18 protein-coding genes are annotated in these 18,602 nt (G+C 69.2%); 9 read left to right on the forward strand and 9 right to left on the reverse strand.

The window, feature by feature from the left end; translation table 11 throughout:
* Nucleotides 1–57: 57 nt before the first annotated feature.
* Entirely contained in the window at nt 58–1,884 is a 1,827-nt protein-coding gene (locus ABH935_RS06355; protein ID WP_370376812.1) for a condensation domain-containing protein, read from the reverse strand.
* Nucleotides 1,885–1,932: 48 nt separating this feature from the next.
* On the opposite strand from ABH935_RS06355, the gene ABH935_RS06360 reads away from it, so the two are divergent.
* On the forward strand, nt 1,933–2,178 hold the full coding sequence (locus ABH935_RS06360) for a hypothetical protein (RefSeq protein WP_370376813.1): 246 nt from the start codon (nt 1,933–1,935) through the stop codon (nt 2,176–2,178).
* 69 nt (nt 2,179–2,247) lie between these two features.
* Here ABH935_RS06360 and ABH935_RS06365 read toward each other — a convergent pair whose 3' ends face one another.
* From ABH935_RS06365 to ABH935_RS06400, 8 genes are all read right to left on the reverse strand, one after another.
* Nucleotides 2,248–2,718 carry a nuclear transport factor 2 family protein gene (locus ABH935_RS06365; RefSeq protein ID WP_370376814.1) on the reverse strand — a complete coding sequence of 157 codons (471 nt, stop codon included), beginning with the start codon at nt 2,716–2,718 and terminating at the stop codon, nt 2,248–2,250.
* Nucleotides 2,719–2,862: 144 nt separating this feature from the next.
* The gene (locus tag ABH935_RS06370) at nt 2,863–3,750 is read right to left on the reverse strand and encodes a phytanoyl-CoA dioxygenase family protein (protein WP_370376815.1); all 888 of its coding nucleotides are present in this window, start codon (nt 3,748–3,750) and stop codon (nt 2,863–2,865) included.
* Nucleotides 3,743–5,542 (reverse strand): IucA/IucC family siderophore biosynthesis protein, encoded by a 1,800-nt coding sequence (locus ABH935_RS06375; protein WP_370376816.1) that lies wholly within the window; start codon nt 5,540–5,542, stop codon nt 3,743–3,745. The genes ABH935_RS06370 and ABH935_RS06375 overlap by 8 nt, the downstream gene beginning before the upstream one ends.
* Nucleotides 5,539–6,090 carry a GNAT family N-acetyltransferase gene (locus ABH935_RS06380; RefSeq protein ID WP_370376817.1) on the reverse strand — a complete coding sequence of 184 codons (552 nt, stop codon included), beginning with the start codon at nt 6,088–6,090 and terminating at the stop codon, nt 5,539–5,541. Before ABH935_RS06380 ends, ABH935_RS06375 begins: the two co-directional genes overlap by 4 nt.
* Nucleotides 6,087–7,391 (reverse strand): lysine N(6)-hydroxylase/L-ornithine N(5)-oxygenase family protein, encoded by a 1,305-nt coding sequence (locus ABH935_RS06385; protein WP_370376948.1) that lies wholly within the window; start codon nt 7,389–7,391, stop codon nt 6,087–6,089. The genes ABH935_RS06380 and ABH935_RS06385 overlap by 4 nt, the downstream gene beginning before the upstream one ends.
* Nucleotides 7,388–8,944, reverse strand: coding sequence for an aspartate aminotransferase family protein (locus ABH935_RS06390; protein WP_370376818.1), 1,557 nt, complete (start codon nt 8,942–8,944; stop codon nt 7,388–7,390). The genes ABH935_RS06385 and ABH935_RS06390 overlap by 4 nt, the downstream gene beginning before the upstream one ends.
* Nucleotides 8,941–9,924: a siderophore-interacting protein gene (locus tag ABH935_RS06395; RefSeq protein ID WP_370376819.1), complete on the reverse strand. Its 984-nt coding sequence runs from the start codon at nt 9,922–9,924 to the stop codon at nt 8,941–8,943. Before ABH935_RS06395 ends, ABH935_RS06390 begins: the two co-directional genes overlap by 4 nt.
* A gap of 5 nt (nt 9,925–9,929) precedes the next feature.
* Complete coding sequence (locus ABH935_RS06400; RefSeq protein WP_370376820.1) at nt 9,930–10,970, reverse strand: ABC transporter substrate-binding protein; 1,041 nt, start codon at nt 10,968–10,970, stop codon at nt 9,930–9,932.
* Nucleotides 10,971–11,087: 117 nt separating this feature from the next.
* Here ABH935_RS06400 and ABH935_RS06405 point away from each other — a divergent pair, with 117 nt between their 5' ends.
* The 8 genes from ABH935_RS06405 to ABH935_RS06440 all read left to right on the forward strand — a co-directional run bounded on the left by ABH935_RS06405 (nt 11,088) and on the right by ABH935_RS06440 (nt 18,601).
* On the forward strand, nt 11,088–12,155 hold the full coding sequence (locus ABH935_RS06405; protein WP_370376821.1) for a FecCD family ABC transporter permease: 1,068 nt from the start codon (nt 11,088–11,090) through the stop codon (nt 12,153–12,155).
* A complete protein-coding gene (locus ABH935_RS06410; protein ID WP_370376822.1) occupies nt 12,152–13,177 on the forward strand; it encodes a FecCD family ABC transporter permease in 1,026 nt (341 codons plus the stop codon). Before ABH935_RS06405 ends, ABH935_RS06410 begins: the two co-directional genes overlap by 4 nt.
* Nucleotides 13,178–13,212: 35 nt before the next feature.
* Complete coding sequence (locus ABH935_RS06415) at nt 13,213–14,061, forward strand: ABC transporter ATP-binding protein (protein ID WP_370376823.1); 849 nt, start codon at nt 13,213–13,215, stop codon at nt 14,059–14,061.
* 361 nt (nt 14,062–14,422) lie between these two features.
* Nucleotides 14,423–15,529, forward strand: a complete 1,107-nt coding sequence (locus ABH935_RS06420; protein ID WP_370376824.1) for an ABC transporter substrate-binding protein — start codon at nt 14,423–14,425, stop codon at nt 15,527–15,529.
* Nucleotides 15,526–16,545, forward strand: a complete 1,020-nt coding sequence (locus ABH935_RS06425) for an ABC transporter permease (RefSeq protein ID WP_370376825.1) — start codon at nt 15,526–15,528, stop codon at nt 16,543–16,545. Before ABH935_RS06420 ends, ABH935_RS06425 begins: the two co-directional genes overlap by 4 nt.
* 171 nt (nt 16,546–16,716) lie before the next feature.
* A complete protein-coding gene (locus ABH935_RS06430; protein WP_370376949.1) occupies nt 16,717–16,800 on the forward strand; it encodes a putative leader peptide in 84 nt (27 codons plus the stop codon).
* A 128-nt stretch (nt 16,801–16,928) separates the two neighbouring features.
* Nucleotides 16,929–17,576 carry an NADPH-dependent FMN reductase gene (ssuE, locus tag ABH935_RS06435; RefSeq protein ID WP_370376826.1) on the forward strand — a complete coding sequence of 216 codons (648 nt, stop codon included), beginning with the start codon at nt 16,929–16,931 and terminating at the stop codon, nt 17,574–17,576.
* Nucleotides 17,573–18,601: an ABC transporter substrate-binding protein gene (locus tag ABH935_RS06440; protein WP_370376827.1), complete on the forward strand. Its 1,029-nt coding sequence runs from the start codon at nt 17,573–17,575 to the stop codon at nt 18,599–18,601. Before ssuE ends, ABH935_RS06440 begins: the two co-directional genes overlap by 4 nt.
* The last annotated feature ends 1 nt before the right edge of the window (nt 18,602 follow it).

The following is an 18,602-nucleotide window of genomic DNA, read 5'->3' on the forward strand; positions in this document are numbered from 1 at the left end:
CACCCGCTGCGAGACGCGGTGCTGCCGAGGTCGAGGTATTCGACCTCGGCAGCACTGTCAGGATACCGATATTCCAGTACTGAGGTTCGGCTGGAGCGCCGCCTCGACCGCGACCTGCTCGATCTCGCGGACCAGCTGCTCGATCTGGGCCGGCGACATGCCGCGAGTGTCCGCCTCGACGATCAGGCTGAGCCCGTCCGGGCCCTCGTCGACGTGCAGGAACAGCCGTTCCACCGGGTCGTTGCGGCGCTGGACCCACTCGAAGCGGCCGGCGGCGCGCGCCTTCGCGAACTCCTCGGCGGTGGTGGGGCCGGCCGGGTGCGGGGTGGCGGATCCCGCCGGGGCTTCGGCGTCCGCGGGGCTCGGCGAGGTCATCGTCGTCGCGCGGCGGTCATTGAAGAAGGAGGCGATGTCCAGCTCGGCGCCGCGCTCCCGGCCGATCTCCTCGATCAGCTCGTTGAGTCGCTTCGGGTCGAAGTAGCTGTGCTTGAGGGCGTTCATCGCGGCGGATCCCGCGCGGTCGATCACGTCCTCGACGGTGGAGTCGGCGACGTCGAGCAGCACCAGCCCGGCCTGGGCCGCGTGGCAGGCCACGTCGGCCAGCTGGTGCCGGAAACGGTTGCCGATGACCGGCCGGAACAGGACCGGGTGCACGCCGGTGACGTGCGCCAGCGCGATCGCGTAGACCGCGAAGATCACCCGCGTCGGGTCGGCGCCGGTGCGCTCGCCGAGCGCGGCCAGGGCCGGGCGCAGCGCGGGGGAGTGGTACTCGGCGCTCCAGTAGCGCGGGCGGCGCGGGTCGTCCGACGGCGGGAAGGTCGGGGTCGGCATCACCCGCAGGATGTCGGTGAAGTGTCGCAGGGTCCTGTCGCTGTGGCGCAGGCCGGCCGGGGAGGTCTGCCACTGGGTCTGCTGCAGCTGCTGGAGCCCGTTCGGCGGCGCGCTGGCCCGGACCGCGACGTCGCGGAACATGACCTCGGCCCCGCCGCCGTCCAGGGCGAGGTGGTGCATGGCGACGGCCATGCGGGTCGCCTCGCCGTTCTGGCGGACCACGGCCATCCGGACCGGCCACTCGGTGCGCAGGTCGTAGGGCGTGTACTGGTAGTGGTCCGAGATGGCGGCGGCGAGGTCGTCGGCGGCTTGGGCGCCGGGCGGCGCGTCGTAGATCTCAAGGTGGGTGGAGCCGGAGGACAGGAGTTCCTGGTGCGGATTGCCCTGCGCGTCGAAGCGCAGGAAGGTGCGCATCGAGGGGAAGCGGGTGTGCAGGTAGGCGAGTTCGTCGGCGACGGCCTCGACCGTGGTCCCGGCTTCCAGCGGCCGCCATCCGCCCAGCGGGAGCCAGTTGCCCTGGCGCGTCATGGACTGCCAGATCTCGTGCTGGCCCCAGGTCAGCGCGGCGACGCCAGCGCTGTCGCCGGCGAACTCCACCGGGACGCGTTCGTCGGGCCGCGGCACCGGATCGGGGTCGGCGCCCAGGCCGGGCAGCCGCGCGCCGGCCATCTCCAGGATCTGATGCTGCCACGTCAGGACCCTGTCGTCGGCGAGCCGCTCCGGCGGGAGGTCGCGGTCGGCGCCGAGCACCAGGATGCGGCGGATCGTCGCGAGCTCGGCGGCGGTGAACGCGGGCCCGATGGCGGACTCGTGGTCGTCGTCGGGGTCGACGCCGGGCTGCAGGACCAGCAGGACGTCGGTCTGCACCCGGCCGCGCAGGCGGGCCGAGGCGATGAGGCAGTCGCGGATCTGCGGAGCGACCGTCAGGATGCGTTTTTCGAGCGCTTCGGGGTGCAGCTGCTGGCCGTCGTCGAGGTCGACCGGGTCATGGAAGGCGAATACGGGCTCTGAGTCCGGGGCGCGACCACTGGCTTGCTGCGAGCCAAGATGCATAGGCCAACACATATCATTCACATAAGCTGCCGGGGAATAGAACTTCCGATGTGGCCGGTTGCGCAACCCCTGACGACGCTGTCGGACCACATGATGAACGCCTGGTCCGCCTTCGCCCGCACCGGCCACTCGGGCGGGCCGACCTACACGCCGGCCACGCGCACGACGAACGTCTGGAACGTGCCGGAGCGCGTGGAGAACGGACCGCGGGAGGCCGAGCGCTCGATGTGGGACGGGTTCTCGTTCCCGGCGTGGGACTTGGAGCCTTGGAGCAGGGCGCTGGCGAAGGGTTGATAGCTGAGGGCTGGGAGCGGTAGGCGGCTGCTGACTTCGGTGGCAGCCGCGCTGCCGTTTCTCCGGCGCTCACGCCACTGAGGGCCGCGTCTCCGTCCAATCCACCATCAGGCGGCGCTCGGCGAAGAGCCATCGGCCGTCGGGTTGCTTGGTGAAGTGGTCGAGGTAGCGGATGCTGGCGATCATCAGGGTGCGGGTGCCGTCGTCGTTGACGGTCAGGTGGTGGGCGATGCAGTAGCTCTCGCCGGTGGCGGTGTCGCCGGTGAGGCTGATGGTGCTCTGGCCGTTGAAGTGCGTGGTGGCGGCGTAGGCGTTCAGCGCGTCGAAGACCGGGGCCAGGGACTCGCGGCCGCGGAGTTCCTGGGTCGGCTCGGCTGCTTTGGCGTCCATGTAGACCAGGAAGTGCGTGTCCTCGGTGAACAGGGCCATCTGGCCCTTCGCGTCGCGGCGGTCGGCGCAGTGCGCGTAGGCGTCGAAGAGCTCGCGGAGGGCCAGGCGGTCGGCCGCTTCCTCGGGGGAGATCGTCGCTGGGGAGGTCATGGCGGATCCCTTCGTGCGGCTATTTGACACCTGTATAGAAACAAGCGCCGGGCCGGAGCGCAAGTCGGGGCGACTGTGCGCTCGACTTCATGCAGCGCTCGACGCACCTCGGCGCCCCCCGCGCCGGTGTGGGGGAGCTGAAGGCTAAAGGGGCTTGATCATGACGGCGTGGCCGTCGCGGCGCGAGGCGATGACGCGGCGCCCCGGTGCGAGATCGGATGCCAGGAGGCCATCGAGCGGGATCCGCGTCCCGGTACTGCTGCGGAGCAATGTTGAGGCATCGACACCGAGCGTCACGATCCCGTCGTCCTCGCTCGCGATGCGCACCGAACCGGCGTCCACCGCCGTGATCCGCCCGACGACCGCCGCAGGAGCCGCCGGATCCTGGAACCGCACGTCGATCGAAACCCGCACCCCGTCACGCGACCGGTTCGGCAGCCCGGTGTGGACCAGCGCCTCGTGCATGAGCACCACATCCCCGGGCTCGTAGTCGGCGCGCAGCCACGAATGATCCAGCGGCGGGAGCGATTCGGCAGGCACGCAGCCTCCGCGATGACTCCCACGCGCCACCGCCAAACCACCGAGCCCGGCATCGATCGCCATGAGCGGAATCCACGCGGTCGTCATCGCGAAGCCCGGATTCAGCAGCGCGTCCTGATGCACCTGCGCCGTACCACCCGGAGGCATGATCCGGTACCTCGCCAGCGGAATGAAACCCACCGGCGCGCCGGCGATCGCCGCGAAGAACGCCGCCACCGCCGGAACTGCGACCAGCCGCTCCCACAGCTCCTTCGAGTTCAGCGCGTCCTGAAGCTCAGTATCGACCGAAGCCGTCAAAGCCCTGCCGGTCCACGCCGACGAGGCGTCGAGGAACCGCTGCTCGACGAGCGTGCGGACCACTTGCTCAGCCGTGGCCCGCACCGCGCCCGCGTCAAGCACGCCCCGAAAGAACAGGTACCCCTCGTCCGCGAACAGCGCCCGAAGCCGAACCCGATCCCCGAGCAGCCCGTTCGCCGCCCGCATCTCACCCATCGAGCGGATCTCGACGGAATCGAGCCACCGGATTCTCCAAGGTCCCGACCAGCTGCAACGCCCCGGACGGATCGCTGAGATCTACCATCTGTTGGTTGTTCCGCAACTGAAGCCGATTCAGACAGGACAACGCGAAATCTGGCGCGAAAAGGTCGAAGCGCCGAAACTCCGCAGCCAGCTGGGGCATCGAGTCCTGATACGCCTGCACGCACTCCGCGACCGTGCGCCAGAACACGTCCTCGGCGAGCACGCCCCGCTCGCTCAGGACGGCATTCAGATACCGCAGGAAACAGTCGAACACATCGGTGAAGACCGACAGCAGCCTGACATCCTCGGGCACCTCCACCCGAATCCGCTCCGCACTCGCCGGCAACGGTGTGGACGCGTTCATCACCGCGATCTCCTCAGCGATGTCCTTGAAGATGACGCGCTCGACCACGCCGCCGTCCAGCACCAGGATGACGTTCTCCCCATGCGGCATGAACACCAGTCCGTACGCATAGAACGAATGCAGCAACGGCGTCAGATAAGCATCCAGATACCGCCGCAACCACACCTCCGCCGCCAACCCCGACTCCGCGACCAGCGCCGCCGCCAACGACCCGCCCTCGCGATCCACGTGCAGCAGACTCGCCATCGTCGCCAGCCGCTGCCCCGCCTCCAACGTCGGCACCGGACTCTCACGCCACAATGCCGCCAGCATCTTCCGATAAGGCGACGAAGACTCCGTAGCCGCCTCGAACTGACGATGCCGATACCCCACAGCCGCACGCTCCCGAATCACCGAAAGCCGCGTCCGCTTCAGCACGACATCGTCAGCGATCACGCTCGCCAGCCAGTCGTTGATCGCCGGTGTCGCCTCCATGTACGCCGCCGAAAGCCCCCGCATGAAACCCATGTTCAGCACCGACAACGCCGTCTTCACATAATGCTTCGAAGGATCCGCGGCGTTGAAGAACGTCCGAATCGACTGCTGCGCCAGATGCTCGTCGTCCCCGGCGCCCAGACACACCAGACGCTGCCGCGCGATATCCCCGGCGAACGTCACCGAAAGTTTGTTCCACCACTGCCAGGGATGCACCGGGATCAGCACATAGTCGTCCAGATCCAGACCCAACCCGGTCATGACGTCGGCGAACAGCCCCAGCAGCTCCGAACCCAGTTCCCCGCGAATCAGACTCTCGTAGTCAGTGTCCGCGCAGGAAGTGAAAGCCGCGTGGTCGCGATGCGCAGCGATCCAGATCAGATGCACCGGGCAAGCCGCCTCAGGCGCGTACTGCCGAAAGTCGTCAACGCCGAACCCGATCCGGCCATTACCGGCGACGAACGTCGGATGCCCCTCCGTCATCTCCGACTCGATCCGCTGAAAGTCGGCGCGCGCCAACTCGGCCGCAGAGATCGCCGGCTTGCTCAGCTTGTACGCGGTACTCGCCAACGTGGAGCCGATCTCCTCCAGATAGACCGGCAACACCTGATCGCTCAGCCCGAGCGCCCCGCGCATCTCGATGCAGAAGTCCGCCACATCCAGCGGCTGCTCATGCCCGTCGGCAACCCGCACAATGCTCTCGGCATCAACCTGCCAGTGATTCAGCGCCAGCACCTTCGCCGAGAATCGGTACTCCACGCTCCCGTCATCGCTGTGCACTGCGAAACCGTGTTCGAAGTCTGCCAAAGGCTCCGGCGTGAGAAGCCGCTCATGGGAGAACTCTGCGATTGCCTTTTGCAGCAGCAGCCGATTGGCGCGCTCCCAGTTCTCAGGGGTCAAATGACGGACTGCGTCGCGCGGGTTCATGAAGTGGCTCCTAGGCGGGGGAGGGCAGAGGTGGCGGCTTGGAAGTCATGCCAGGTGCAGACGCTCAGCAGCGCCTGCTTCTCGGGTTTGGCGATCGGCCCGACGACACGGAATCCGACCGCGGCGTTCAACGCCTGAACTGCGGTATTGCGAACATCTGGCTCCACGACCACCCGCAGCGCGTCCGGATCGGAGAAGATCCAGGCCAGCACGGCAGTGATGACGGCGCGTGTGAACCCGTGCACCGGCGTGTCGGTCGGCGCGCACAGGAAGTGCATCCCGACGTCGCCGTCTTCGGGCTCGTACAACCCGACGAGCTCGACGTACCGGGGGTCGTAGCGCTCGGCCAGAAAGGCCGGCGTCCCGTCGACCAGGCCCAGGAACGCCTCGTGATGCGGATGCCGTTCGATCCTGCGGTACTCCTCACGCACCTCGGCGACGTCGCACCCCTGCATCAGCCAGAAAGCGGCCTTCGGGTGCGTGACCCAGCGGTGCAGCATCTCGACTTCGGCGTCGCTGTCCAGATCGAGCGGCCGGAACGTGATCATGTGAGCAGGCCGTCCGGCGCGCCGAACTCCTGGAACGTGATCGTCTTCTCCACCGGGTAGTAGTCCCGGCCGAGCATCTCGCTGATGATCCAAGAGTTCCGGTACGCTCCCATGCCCAGGTCCGGCGAGGTGATGCTGTGCGTGTGGGTGCCGGCGTTCTGCAGGAAGATCTCGCGGCCGGCGACGTCGATCGTGTAGTTCCGCGCGACGTCGAAGCGCCCGCTGCCGTCGAAGCGGATGCGGTCGCGGACCGGTTCGAGGAAGTCCGGGAACTGATACCGGTACCCGGTCGCCAGCACCAAGCCCTGTGTCGCGAGCGAGAAGGCGCGGTCCTGCTCCTCGTGATGCAGATCGAGCGTGTACGTGCCGCCGGCCGAATCGTACGAAGCCTCGCGCACCTCGGTGTTGGTTACCAGCCGAGTGGCCACCGGCCCGCGCACACTCTTGAGGTAGAGCGTGTCGAAGATCTCGTTGATCAGCACCGCGTCGATGCCCTTGAACAGGCCCTTCTGCTCCGCCTCCAGCCGGTACCTGGTCGCCTCCGGCAGCGCGTGGAAGTAGTCGACGTAGTCCGGCGAGGTCATCTCCAGCGTGAGCTTGGTGTACTCCAGCGGGAAGAACCGCGGCGAGCGCGTCACCCAGCTCAGGTGGTAGGTGTCGGTCCCGGCGTCGGAGAGCAGGTCGAGGTAGAGCTCGGCGGCGCTTTGGCCGCTGCCCACGACAGTGATGCTCTCCTTGCTTTGCAGAAGCGCCTTCGCACTCAGGTAGTCGGCGCTGTGGACGAGGTCCCCGCCGATCCCGCGACAGGGCTCAGGGATGTGCGGCGGAGTTCCGGTCCCCAGAACCAGACGCCGTGCGCGCTCCTCGGTGACCACACCGCCGTCGACGCCGACCGACCGCACGACATAGCAGGCTTCTGCTTCGTCATAGTCGATGCGCGACACCTTCTGCCCGAAGCGCACGTTGCGCAGCCGGGTCGCAGCCCACCGGCAGTACTCGTCGTACTCGGCGCGCACCGGATAGAAGTTCTCCCGGATATAGAAGGGATACAGCCGCCCCGTCTCCTTCAGGAAGTTGAGAAAGGAGTACGGCGACGTCGGGTCGGCCAGCGTCACCAGATCGGCCATGAAAGGCGTCTGAAGCGTTGCCGACGTCAGCAGCATCCCGGGGTGCCAGGCGTAGCGGGCCTCGGTGCGAGCCTCCAGGAACAGGCCGTCCAGACCCTCGATCGGCTCGGTCAGGCAGGCCAGGCCCAGGTTGTAGGGACCGAGCCCGATGGCTATGAAGTCGTACATGATCAGAGTGTTCTCCGGCGCTCGACGTATTCGGCGGCGTGGTCCGCGATCAGGTCCAGGACGTGCGCGATGTCGTCCACCGTGGTCTCGGGGTTCAGCAGCGTGAACTTCAGGTAGTGCCGACCGCCGACCTTGGTCGCGGCCACCATCGCCGCGCCGGAGGCGGCCAGCGCCTCGCGCGCGTACAGATTCGCGCCGTCGGCGAGGTCCCGGGCCGGGCCCTCCGGCGGCAGGTAGCGGAAAACCAGGGTGCTGAGTTGGGACCTGGTCACCACCTCGAAGCGCGGATCGACGGTGAGCAGCACCCAGGCCTGCGCGGCCCGGTCGATGACCTCGTCGAACAGATCGCCGACCGCGTCCGGGCCCATGATGCGCAACGTCATCCAGAGCTTGAGCGCGTCGAAGCGGCGCGTGGTCTGGATGCTCTTGTCGACCTGGTTGGGGATGCGTTGCTCGACCATGCGGGCCGGGTTGAGGTAGTCGGCGTGGTACGTCGCGTAGCTCAGCACCGCGCGATCGCGCACGATCAGCGCGCTGGAGCTCACCGGCTGGAAGAACGACTTGTGGAAGTCGACGGTCACCGAGTCGGCGTGCTCGATGCCCCGCAGGAGGTCACGCCGGGACCGCGAGACGAGCAGGCCGCAGCCGTAGGCGGAGTCGACGTGGAACCAGGCCCCTGACTCGGCACACAGCTCGGCGATCTGCCGCAACGGATCGATGGATCCGAAGTCGGTGGTGCCGGCGGTGGCGACCACGGCCATCGGGATGAAGCCGGCCCACCGGCACTGCTCCAGCTCCCACGCCAGCGACTGCGGACGCATCCGCTTGCGCGCGTCGGTCTCGACCGTGACCACCGCGTCCGGGCTCAGCCCGAGCATCTTCGCCGACTTGCGGACGCTGAAGTGCCCGGCCTCCGAGACGAAGATCCGTAGGCGGTCCATGACATCCCGGGCAGCCGCGTACTTCGCACCGGCACCCGGCAGCGAAGTCCCAGCCACGGCCTTCGCCACGATCTCCTCCCGGGCCAGCAACAGCGCCTGGAAGTTCGACTGGCTGCCCCCGCTGGTGAAGATGCCGTCGGCGGCCGGGCCCAGACCTATCCGCCCGGCGGTCCAGTCGATCAGCCGGCGCTCGATCAGCGTGCCGCCGGCGCTCTGGTCCCAGGTGTCCAGCGAGGAGTTGACCGCGGTCAGAACGGCCTCGCCGAGCAGCGCCGGGATGACGACCGGGCAGTTCAGGTGCGCGAGGTAGCGCGGGTGATGGAAGTAGACGGCGTCGCGCAGGTAGAGCTCTTCGAGCTCGTCCAGCGCGGCTCCGGCGTCGTCCAGCGGGCGGTCGAGATCGACGCCTGATATGCCGGGAGCGAGATCGTCGGGGGAGACGCCGGTGAAAGGGCTGTCCGTGCGGGCTATCCGGTTCGCGACGCGGTCGATGCCGTCGGCCATGGTGTGCCGGTAGCGGTCGAGTGTCCGGTCGTTGAACAGGTGCCCGGCGGCGTCCTCGACGGCGGGGGAGAAGATGGCGCGTGCGGTCGCGACGGCGGAGGCTTGAGGGCTCACTGTGCCGCCTCGGTTTCGGCGGCGGAGATTTTTTCGGTCCGCAGATCCTCTTCGGTGGCTCCGAGGCGCCAGTAACCGGAGAACTCCACGCGCCCGCGGTCGATGCCGCGCTCGCCGACGAGGTGGCGTCGCAGGGTCCTGACCATCCCGGCCTCGCCGGCGATCCACACGTAGGGCGCGCCGTCGGGGAAGGCCGCGCCGCCGATCTCCTCGGTCAGCAAAGCGCCGGGCCGGCGCGTGGGGTCGCGGACCAGCCAGGTGATGTCGGCTTCTGCCGGGCTCAGGAGTTCCTGGGTGTCCTTCAGATCCGGGACCTCGATCCAGGCCCGCGCGCGCAGTCCGGCCGGCAGCCATTCCAGGATCGCCGCCGCAGCAGGCAAGGCGGTCTCGTCGGCGGCGATCAGGACCCAGTCAGTGTCCTGCGGAAGCTGGAAGCCGATGCTGCGGTTGTCCTCGAACGCCGGTCCCAGCAGCACGACCCGATCGCCCGGCACGGCCTCGGCGGCCCAGCGCGACGCGGGCCCGGCCGGGGTCGCGCTGGAGTCTCCGGTGCCGTGCAACACGAAATCGACGTCCACCTCGCCGCGCTCGCGGTCCTGCGAGCGAACCGTGTAGGAGCGCATGACGCCCCGCTCGTCGGTCGGCATGGCCCGCCACTGCGCGAACCAGTCGTCGCGGGCGTCGAAGGGCACGATCGGCGCGTCCTGCCCCGGCTGCGGCAGGAAGAGCGAGAAGCTCTGGTCCCGGCCGCCGCCGGCGAAGTCGCGCAGCTGAGTCCCGCCGAAGGTGATCCGCACCATCGAGGGTCCCAGGCGGCGGGTCGCCACGACGCGCGCCTGGAAGAAGCGGAACTTGCCGTGCACGAGCCGGGAGGCTGATACGGCTTCGGCGATCGGCGCTGATGCCGGCGTGACCGAGGAGATGGCCGCAGCCGAGGCCGTGGCGGCCAGCGCCGCGCCTACTGAGGAGATCGAGTTCATGACGGTCAGCTCACCTTCTTGCAGTTCTGAATCGCCTTGGCGAGGTTCTCCAGCAGCGGAGCGGCACCGGCCCAGGAGAAGCGCGGCACCGCGTCCCACGGCGTGACCTGGCCCGCCTTCACGGCGGGCAGGGCGCTCCACGACGGCTTCGAGGCCAGCGCCTTCGGCTGCAAGGCGGTGGAGCGGCTGTCGAGCAGGATCAGGTCGGCCGCGTACTTGTCGGCGTTCTCCCAGCTCAGGCTCTCGAAGTAGTCGCCGGTGTCGAGCTTGGTGGGGACGATGAGCTCGACGCCGAGCTCGGCGAAGTACATCAGGTCGCTGGCGATCTTCGGGTTCGACGCGTAGAACACGTCGGGGCTGCCGGACGCGGCCAGCACCTTCAGCCCGCCGGCTGCCTTCGCCGCACCGCGCAGCGTCTCGGCCGCGGCCTGGAACCGGGCCTTGCCGTCGGTGACCTTCTTGGCGCCCAGGTCCGCGCCGAGCGACTGCGCCAGGTCGGCGTAGCGCTGGATCGGGGTCGGCAGCGAGGCCCGCGCCACGTTGATCGCCACGCTCGGCGCCAGCTTGGCGATCTGGTCCTTGCCCTCGTTCGGCACGTACCACAGCGCACCCGGCTCATACATGTGCGTGACCAGCAGCTGGGGGGTGAGTGCGGCGTACTTCTCCACGTTGAACTCGCCCCAGGCGTTGCCCAGCACGGTCACTTTGCCGACGTCGAGGTCGCCGGCCTGCGCCGTGGGTTTGCCGTCCGGCTGCGTCGTCTCCCCGAAGACGCCGACGATCTGCTGGTCCAGGCCGAAGTCGACGAGCGCGGCGGCGGTGCCGGTGAAGGCCACGACCCGGGTCGGCGCCGAGGACAGCTTCACCGTCGTCTTCCGGTCGTCGGTGAAGGACCAGGGCCCGGACGGGCCGCTCTGGCCCGAGGAGCGCGGGCCTGAACTCGAACCGCTGCCGCAGGCCGCGAGCACGGCGGCCAGGGCGCCCCCGCCGACGCCGGCCAGCACACCACGGCGGGATAAGGAGGAAACGGAAGGGATGTATGGCATGAATGTCGCTTTCTCATGATCGAGGGGCGCTTACCCGGCGCAGTGAAGTTAGGTTAGCCTAACCTCACCACTCGCCCAAGGGGGGTCACCCCCGCGTCGTCGATCCGGAGCCAGGTTTTGTCTGCCACCGCGCCACCGCAGGCCCCTGAGGCCGTAGCCCCGACACTCCGCAGGCATCCACCGGGCGCGCGCGGCCTCGGCCGGGTAAGCCGGGGCGCCGGCCTGGCCGCCGCGAGCCTGCTGCTGCTCGCAGTGCTCGTGCTCAGCATCTGCCTGGGCGCCAAGTCGCTCTCGCTCGGCGACGTCTGGCACGGCCTGTCCGACTCGGGCTCCCCGTACTACACCGTGGTGCACCAGATGCGGCTGCCCCGGACCCTGCTCGGCCTGCTCGTCGGCCTGGCCCTCGGTCTGGCTGGCGCGGTGATGCAGGCGCTGACCCGCAACCCGCTGGCCGATCCGGGACTGCTCGGCATCAACGCCGGGGCCTCGGCCGCGGTCGTCACCGCCATCTGGCTGTTCGGGATCGGGACCTTCGACGGCTACGTCTGGTTCGCCCTGGCCGGCGCCGCGATCGCCACCACCGCCGGCTACCTGGTCGGCGGCGGGCGCGGGGCGACGCCGGTCCGGCTGGCGCTGGCCGGGGCCGCGCTGAACGCCACCCTGTTCTCCTACGTCAGCGTCGCGATGCTGCTGGACTCCGCGTCGCTGGAGGCCATGCGGTTCTGGACCGTCGGTTCGTTGGCCGGCGCGACGCCGTCCACCGTCGTCAGGGTGCTGCCGTTCGCGGCCGTGGGCCTGGTGCTGGCTCTGGCCCTGGCCCGGCCGCTCAACGCGCTGGCCCTCGGCGAGGACTCGGCGCGCGCTCTGGGCTCACGCCCCACAGCGGTGCGCGCGGCGGCGATCGTCGCGGTGACCCTGCTGTGCGGGGCGGCCACCGCCGCGTGCGGGCCGATCGTGTTCGTCGGGCTGATGGTCCCGCACGTCGTGCGCACCATCACCGGCCCGGATCTGCGCTGGATGCTGCCGTACTGCGCGGTGCTCGCGCCGGTCGTACTGCTCGGCGCGGACGTGCTCGGCCGGGTCCTCGCGCGTCCCGGCGAGATCCAGGTCGGCGTGGTCACCAGCGTGGTCGGCGGTCCGGTGTTCCTGTACTTCCTGCGGCGCGCGAAGGCGGTGCGGGCATGAGGGTTCTGCGAACCTCCGCGTTCTCGGTGCGCTACCGGCCCCGGACGCTCACCGCTTCGGCCGTCTGCGCGCTGCTCGCGTTCACGGCCATGGTCCTCACCCTCGGCAGCGGCGACTACCAGATCCCGCCGGGCGAAGTGCTGCGCACCCTGTTCGGCGGCGGCACGGTGGGAGACCACTTCATCGTCGTGGAGCTGCGCCTGCCGCGCGTGGTGACCGCGCTGTTGGTCGGCGCCGCGCTCTCGTTGGCCGGCGCGGTCTTCCAGTCACTGGTGCGCAATCCGCTGGGCAGCCCGGACATGCTCGGCTTCACCGAGGGCGCGGCCACCGGAGCGCTGGTCGTGGTGGTGGCCGGCGGCAGCAGTCTGGCGCTGGCCTGCGGGGCGATGATCGGCGGCGTGCTGACCGGCGTCGGAGTTTATGCCCTGGCCTGGCTTCAGGGCGTGCACGGCTACCGGCTGATCCTGGTCGGCATCGGGGTCTCGGCGATCCTGAGCGGGGTCAACGGATATCTGATGACCAAGGCGCAGCTGATGGACGCCGCGCGGGCGATGCTGTGGCTCACCGGGAGCCTGGACGGCCGGGGCTGGAGCGACGTCGTGCCGCTGGCCGTGGCGATGGCGGTGCTCGGGCCGGTGCTGCTCGTCGGATGCGGCAGGGCGCTGCACGTCGCAGAGATGGGGGACGACGTGGCGCGCGCGCTCGGCGTCCCGGTCGACCGCGCGCGGCTCACGGCGCTGGCCGCGGCGGTCCTGCTCACCTCGTTCGCCGCGGCGGCGGCCGGGCCGGTGTCCTTCGTCGCCCTCACCGCGCCGCAGCTCGCCAAGCGGCTGACCCGCGCGCCGGGGCCGAACCTGATCCCGTCGATGCTGATGGGAGCGGTGCTCCTGACGTGTGCCGATCTCGTTGCCCAGCATGCGATCTCCGGTCGGCAGCTGCCGGTCGGCGTGGTCACCGGCGTGCTCGGCGGCGGATATCTGATCTGGCTGCTGGCGGCCGGGCGCAAGGCGGGGCGGATCTGACAGTGCTGAATTCGAACTTCAAGGAGACGCGCGGCATGACGACCGAGAACGGTCAGGCGGGGGCGATCACGTCCCGTCTCAGCGGCACCGGCCTGACGCTGGCCTACGACGGCCGGACCGTCGCCGAAGGCCTCTCGGTCGCGATCCCGGACGAGTCCTTCACGGTCATCGTCGGCCCCAACGCCTGCGGTAAGTCGACCCTTCTCAGGGCCCTGTCGCGGCTGCTGAAGCCCAAGGCCGGCACCGTGGTGCTCGACGGCGCGGACATCGCCTCGATGCCGACCAAGCAGGTCGCCCGGATCGTCGGCCTGCTGCCGCAGTCCTCGGTCGCCCCGGACGGCATCACCGTCGCCGACCTCGTCTCGCGCGGCCGGCACCCGCACCAGGGCCTGCTGCGGCAGTGGTCGCGCGAGGACGAGCGGATCGTGGCCGAGTCGATGACCGCGACCGGCGTCACGGACCTGGCCGAGCGCGCCGTCGACGAGCTGTCCGGCGGCCAGCGCCAGCGGGTGTGGACGGCGATGGTGCTGGCGCAGCAGACGCCGCTGCTGCTGCTCGACGAGCCGACGACGTACCTCGACATCGCGCACCAGATCGAGATCCTCGACCTGTGCGCACGCCTGCACGAGGAGGAGGGGCGGACCTTGGTGGCCGTGCTGCACGATCTCAACCAGGCCGCGCGCTACGCCACGCACTTGATCGTGCTCTGCGACGGTCGCGTGGCGGCCTCCGGCGCGCCCGAGGAGATCGTCACCGCCGAGCTGGTGGAGTCGGTCTTCGGCCTGCCGTGCCGGGTGATCGAGGATCCGGAGACCGGGACGCCGCTGGTCGTCCCGGGAGCGCGGCGGACGCGCGAGCTGTCTGCGACGCCGTCCTCTCGGTAGTCCGAAAATATCGGAGGAAAAAAGGTTCGGACACCGATATGAATGGGCTCAGAAAGAATGGCTATCCGAAGCCTTTCGGACCGTCCATATATCGGACAAGAAATAGACGGGAATCCGAGACCGTGCCACTCTCTAGCCATGTCCCGCGATGGAGTGGCCCTGGTCGGTCGGCCGTACGTCGACTTCGGACGCCTGTCCAGCACGTGCTGTACGGCGGCCGTCTGATCCGCCTGCGCTTTTCGCGGCCCGGTTCGCGCCCGTCCCGGCGCTGAACAGCCACCTTTTTTCTTTCCTCAATTCCAGCGGCTGCGCCAAGCCGCCCGCCGGTATGCCCGGCGATCCTTTCGGGAGCCTTCCTGTGATGGACATCAAGACTCTGGTTCGTACGGTCGCGGCGTTGACAGCCGCCGTCGGGATCGTCGCCTCGGCCGCCGCGTGCGGGTCGTCGAAGAGCTCTGGTTCGGCCACCAAGGCCGCCGCCGGTGGCTCCGGTGGCTCCGGTGGTTCGGACGCCTCGACGCTGCGGCTGGGCTACTTCGCGAACGTCACGCACGCCACCGCCGTGGTCGGCGTCGCGCACGGCGACTTCGCCAAGGCCCTGGGCTCCACCAAGCTCTCCACGCAGATCTACAACGCGGGCCCGGCGGAGATGACCGCGGTGCTCGGCGGGCAGCTGGACGCCGCCTACGTCGGTCCGTCCTCGGCCCTGTCGGCCTTCGTGCAGTCGCACGGCGAGGCGCTGAAGATCGTGGCCGGTGCCACCGACGGCGGTGCGGAGCTGGTCGTCAAGCCGAGCATCAACTCGGCCGCGGATCTCAAGGGCAAGACCCTGGCCACGCCGCAGAAGGGCAACACTCAGGACGTCGCGCTGCGCTACTGGCTCAAGCAGCAGGGCCTGACCGCCAACCCGGACGGCACCGGCGACGTCTCGGTGAACCCGCAGGACAACGCGACCACGCTGGACCAGTTCAAGGCGGGGCACATCGACGGCGCGTGGCTGCCGGAGCCGTGGGCCTCGCGGCTGGTCACCGAGGCCGGCGCGAAGGTGCTGGTCGACGAGCGGAGCCTGTGGCCGAACGGCCAGTTCGCCACCACCACGCTGGTGGTCGCGACCAGCTTCCTGGACAAGCACCCGGACACCGTCAAGGCCCTGATCGACGGCCAGATAGCAGCGAACTCCTGGATCACCTCGGACCCGACCGACGCGCAGAACCTGGTGAACGGCGAGCTGAAGCGGCTCACCGGCAAGGCGCTGACGGGCGCCGAGATCCAGCGGTCCTTCAGTGAGCAGAAGGTCACCAACGACCCGGACGCCTCCACGCTGCAGACCTCGCTGGACCACGCGGTCGCGGTGAAGCTGCTGAAGTCGACCGACCTGCACGGCATCTACGACCTGTCGATCCTGAACGCCGAACTGGCCAAGAACGGTCAGCCGGCGGTCTCCGACGCCGGGCTGGGCAAGAAGTGACCGGGGCCCGGGAATCCGTCGAAGCGGAAGAGGCCGTCGAGGCCGAGGAGCGTCAGGAGCCTGAGGAACGCCAGGAGCCTGAAGCATCCGAAGAGGCTGAAACGCTCGTAGAGCCCTCACAGGCCGCACAGACCGAAGCCACCGAGACCACGGACGCCGCCGACGCCACCGACGCCCTGAAGGACGTCGAAGCCGGCCTGGACGCCCTGGAGACCTCCGCCGAGCGCGAGACCAGCAGGCTCGCGACCGTCCTGCGCGCCGTCTACCCGCCGTTGCTCGCCGTTCTCCTCATCATCGCCGTCTGGCAGGTGCTCTACGTCGCGAAGATCTGGCCGGACTGGAAGCTCCCCGGGCCCTCCGAGGTCTTCACTTCCTTGAAGGCCGCCTTCAGCAGCGGCGACGCCTGGCCGTCGGTCGGCCACAGCGCCGAGCACGGCGCGATCGGCTTCGGCGCCTCGGTGGCCATCGGCACGCCGCTGGGGCTGCTGGTCGGCCGGTTCCGGTTGATCCGGGCCGGCGTCGGGCCGATCCTGTCCGGGCTCCAGTCGCTGCCGTCGGTGGCCTGGGTGCCCCCGGCGCTGATGTTCTTCGGGCCCGAGCCGGCGATGCTGTACGGCGTGGTGCTGCTCGGCGCCGTGCCGTCGATCGCGGTCGGGGTCGTATCAGGGCTCGACCAGGTGCCGCCGCTGTATCTGCGGGTCGGCCGGAACCTGGGAGCCCGGGGCCTGGCCTCGGTGCGCTACGTGCTGCTGCCGGCGGCGCTGCCCGGCTATCTGGCCGGGCTGCGGCAGGGGTGGGCGTTCGCGTGGCGGTCGCTGCTGGCCGCCGAGATCATCGTGCAGTCGGCGGATCTGGGGCACTCACTCGGCTTCCTGCTGAAGAACGCCCAGGACTCCAACGACATGGCCGGCGCCTTCGCGGCGATCGTGCTGATCCTCGCGGTCGGCGTCGCGGTCAACCAGCTGCTGTTCGTGCCGTTGGAACGCAGGGTTCTGCGGTCGCGGGGACTGGCGTGACCTGAATTCCGGCGCGACCTTGTGTCGGGCCCCGATGTTTTTTACATCGGGGCCCGACACTTTTTTGCGTTTGTCTCACGCGCTCTCGAATACCAGGCATCGAACTTCCGGGATGCGAGACTGCCCGAACTTCCATTGACGTACGTGCAGTTCCGCTGTCATTCTCATGCTATGCACCAGGGCCGACTTCTTGTGGCTCGCCGTCACGTCGATCTGCGACGGACCGCGAGCGCCATCTGTCCTGTCCACCCGTAGCCTTCGCTTCCTCGGGTCTTTCTTTTCGGTTCGCGCCGCCGCTCCGGCGCCCCCTTCGCTTGTGTGTGTGTTCTGCTGAACTGCTTTAGCGCACCGCTTTTTCTCGCCCTTTTCCAAGGAGTTTCACCATGCCCTCGATCCTGGCTGTCTCCGGCAGCCCCTCACCGGCCTCGCGCACCGTGTCGGCCGTCGACCACGCGCTCGGTTGGCTGGGGACCCGCGGCCATCGGACCGCTCATCTGGCGGTCCGCGACCTGCCGGCGGCCGATTTGCTGGCTGGCGCGCGTGACACCGTGGCTGTGCAGGAGGCGTTCGAGGCCGTCGCCAACGCCGATGGCGTCATCGTGGCCACGCCGGTCTACAAAGCCGCCTACACCGGCCTGCTCAAGGCGTTCCTCGACCTGCTGCCGGAGAACGCGCTGGCCGGCAAGGTGGTCCTGCCGCTGGCCACCGGCGGTACCGTCGGACACCTCCTGGCGATCGACTACGCGCTGCGTCCCGTGCTCACCGCGCTCGGTGCCGACCACGTGCTGCCGGGCAGGTTCCTGCTCGACATCGACATCGCCCGGAGTGAGGAACAGGGCGTGTACCTCGCCCCGCAGACCGAGAAGCGGCTGGTCGAGACGCTGGAGCGGTTCTCCGGGGCGCTGGACCTGCGCGGGATCGGCTTCTCGGCCGCGCCGGTGCGGACCGATGCCGGTCCCAGCGCCGGTCCCGGCGCTGGGACCGGCGATCTGGCCCTGGCCAACGGTGCGTCCGCGGCGGTCGGACGATGAGCGCCCTGACGGCGGCCCCGCACACCAGACGCGGCTTCCTCGGCCTGGTCGGGACCGCAGCCCTGGCCGCCGGCTGCGGTTCGGCGTCGGGCGGCTCGGCCAAGAAGACCACCAAGCTGCGCTACCAGGGCTCGGCGGGTTCCGTCACCCCGCCCGAGCTGGCGGCGGACCTCGGATATCTGGGCCCTGTCACGCTCGACTGGGTCGGCAACACGATCAGCGGGCCGCAGGACATCCAGTCGGCGGCCACCGGCCAGACCGACTTCGGCGGCGCCTTCAACGGCGCGGTCGCCAAGCTCCACGCGGCAGGCGCGCCGATCACCGCCGTCATCAGCTACTACGGCGTGGATCAGTACTCGTACAACGGCTTCTACACCCTGGCCGGCAGCCCGATCGCCGGCGCGCCCGACCTGTTCGGCAAGAAGATCGGCATGAACACCCTCGGCGCCCACGACGAGGCGATCCTGGACATCTACCTGGGCCGCAACGGGATCACCGGAGCCGACCTGAAGAAGGTCGAGCCGCTGGTGGTGCCGCCGGTGAACACCGAGCAGTCGCTGCGGGCGCACCAGATCGACGTCGCCGTGCTCGGCGGCATCCTGCGCGACAAGGCGCTGGCCGACGGCGGTGTGAAACCGCTGTTCACCGACTTCGACCTCCTCGGCTCGTTCAGTGCCGGGACCTACGTGTTCCGCAATGACTTCCTGGCGAAGAACCCTGACACCGTGCGCGCCTTCACCTCCGGCGTCGGCAAGGCGATCGAGTGGGCCCGCACCACGCCGCTCCCGGAGGTCGTCGACCGCTTCACGAAGATCATCAAGGCTCGCGGCCGGAACGAGGACGCCTCGGCGCTGAAGTACTTCAAATCCTTCGGCATCGCCGGGACCGGCGGCGTCATCGCCGAGAAGGAGTTCACCACCTGGATCAGCTGGCTCGAAGGGCAGGGCCAGATCCCCAAGGGCAAGGTCAAGGCGGCCGACGTCTACACCAACAAGTACAACTCCTTCGCGAACGGGGGCAGCTGAG

The organism is Catenulispora sp. GAS73 (assembly GCF_041262085.1).
Lineage (GTDB): Bacteria > Actinomycetota > Actinomycetes > Streptomycetales > Catenulisporaceae > Catenulispora.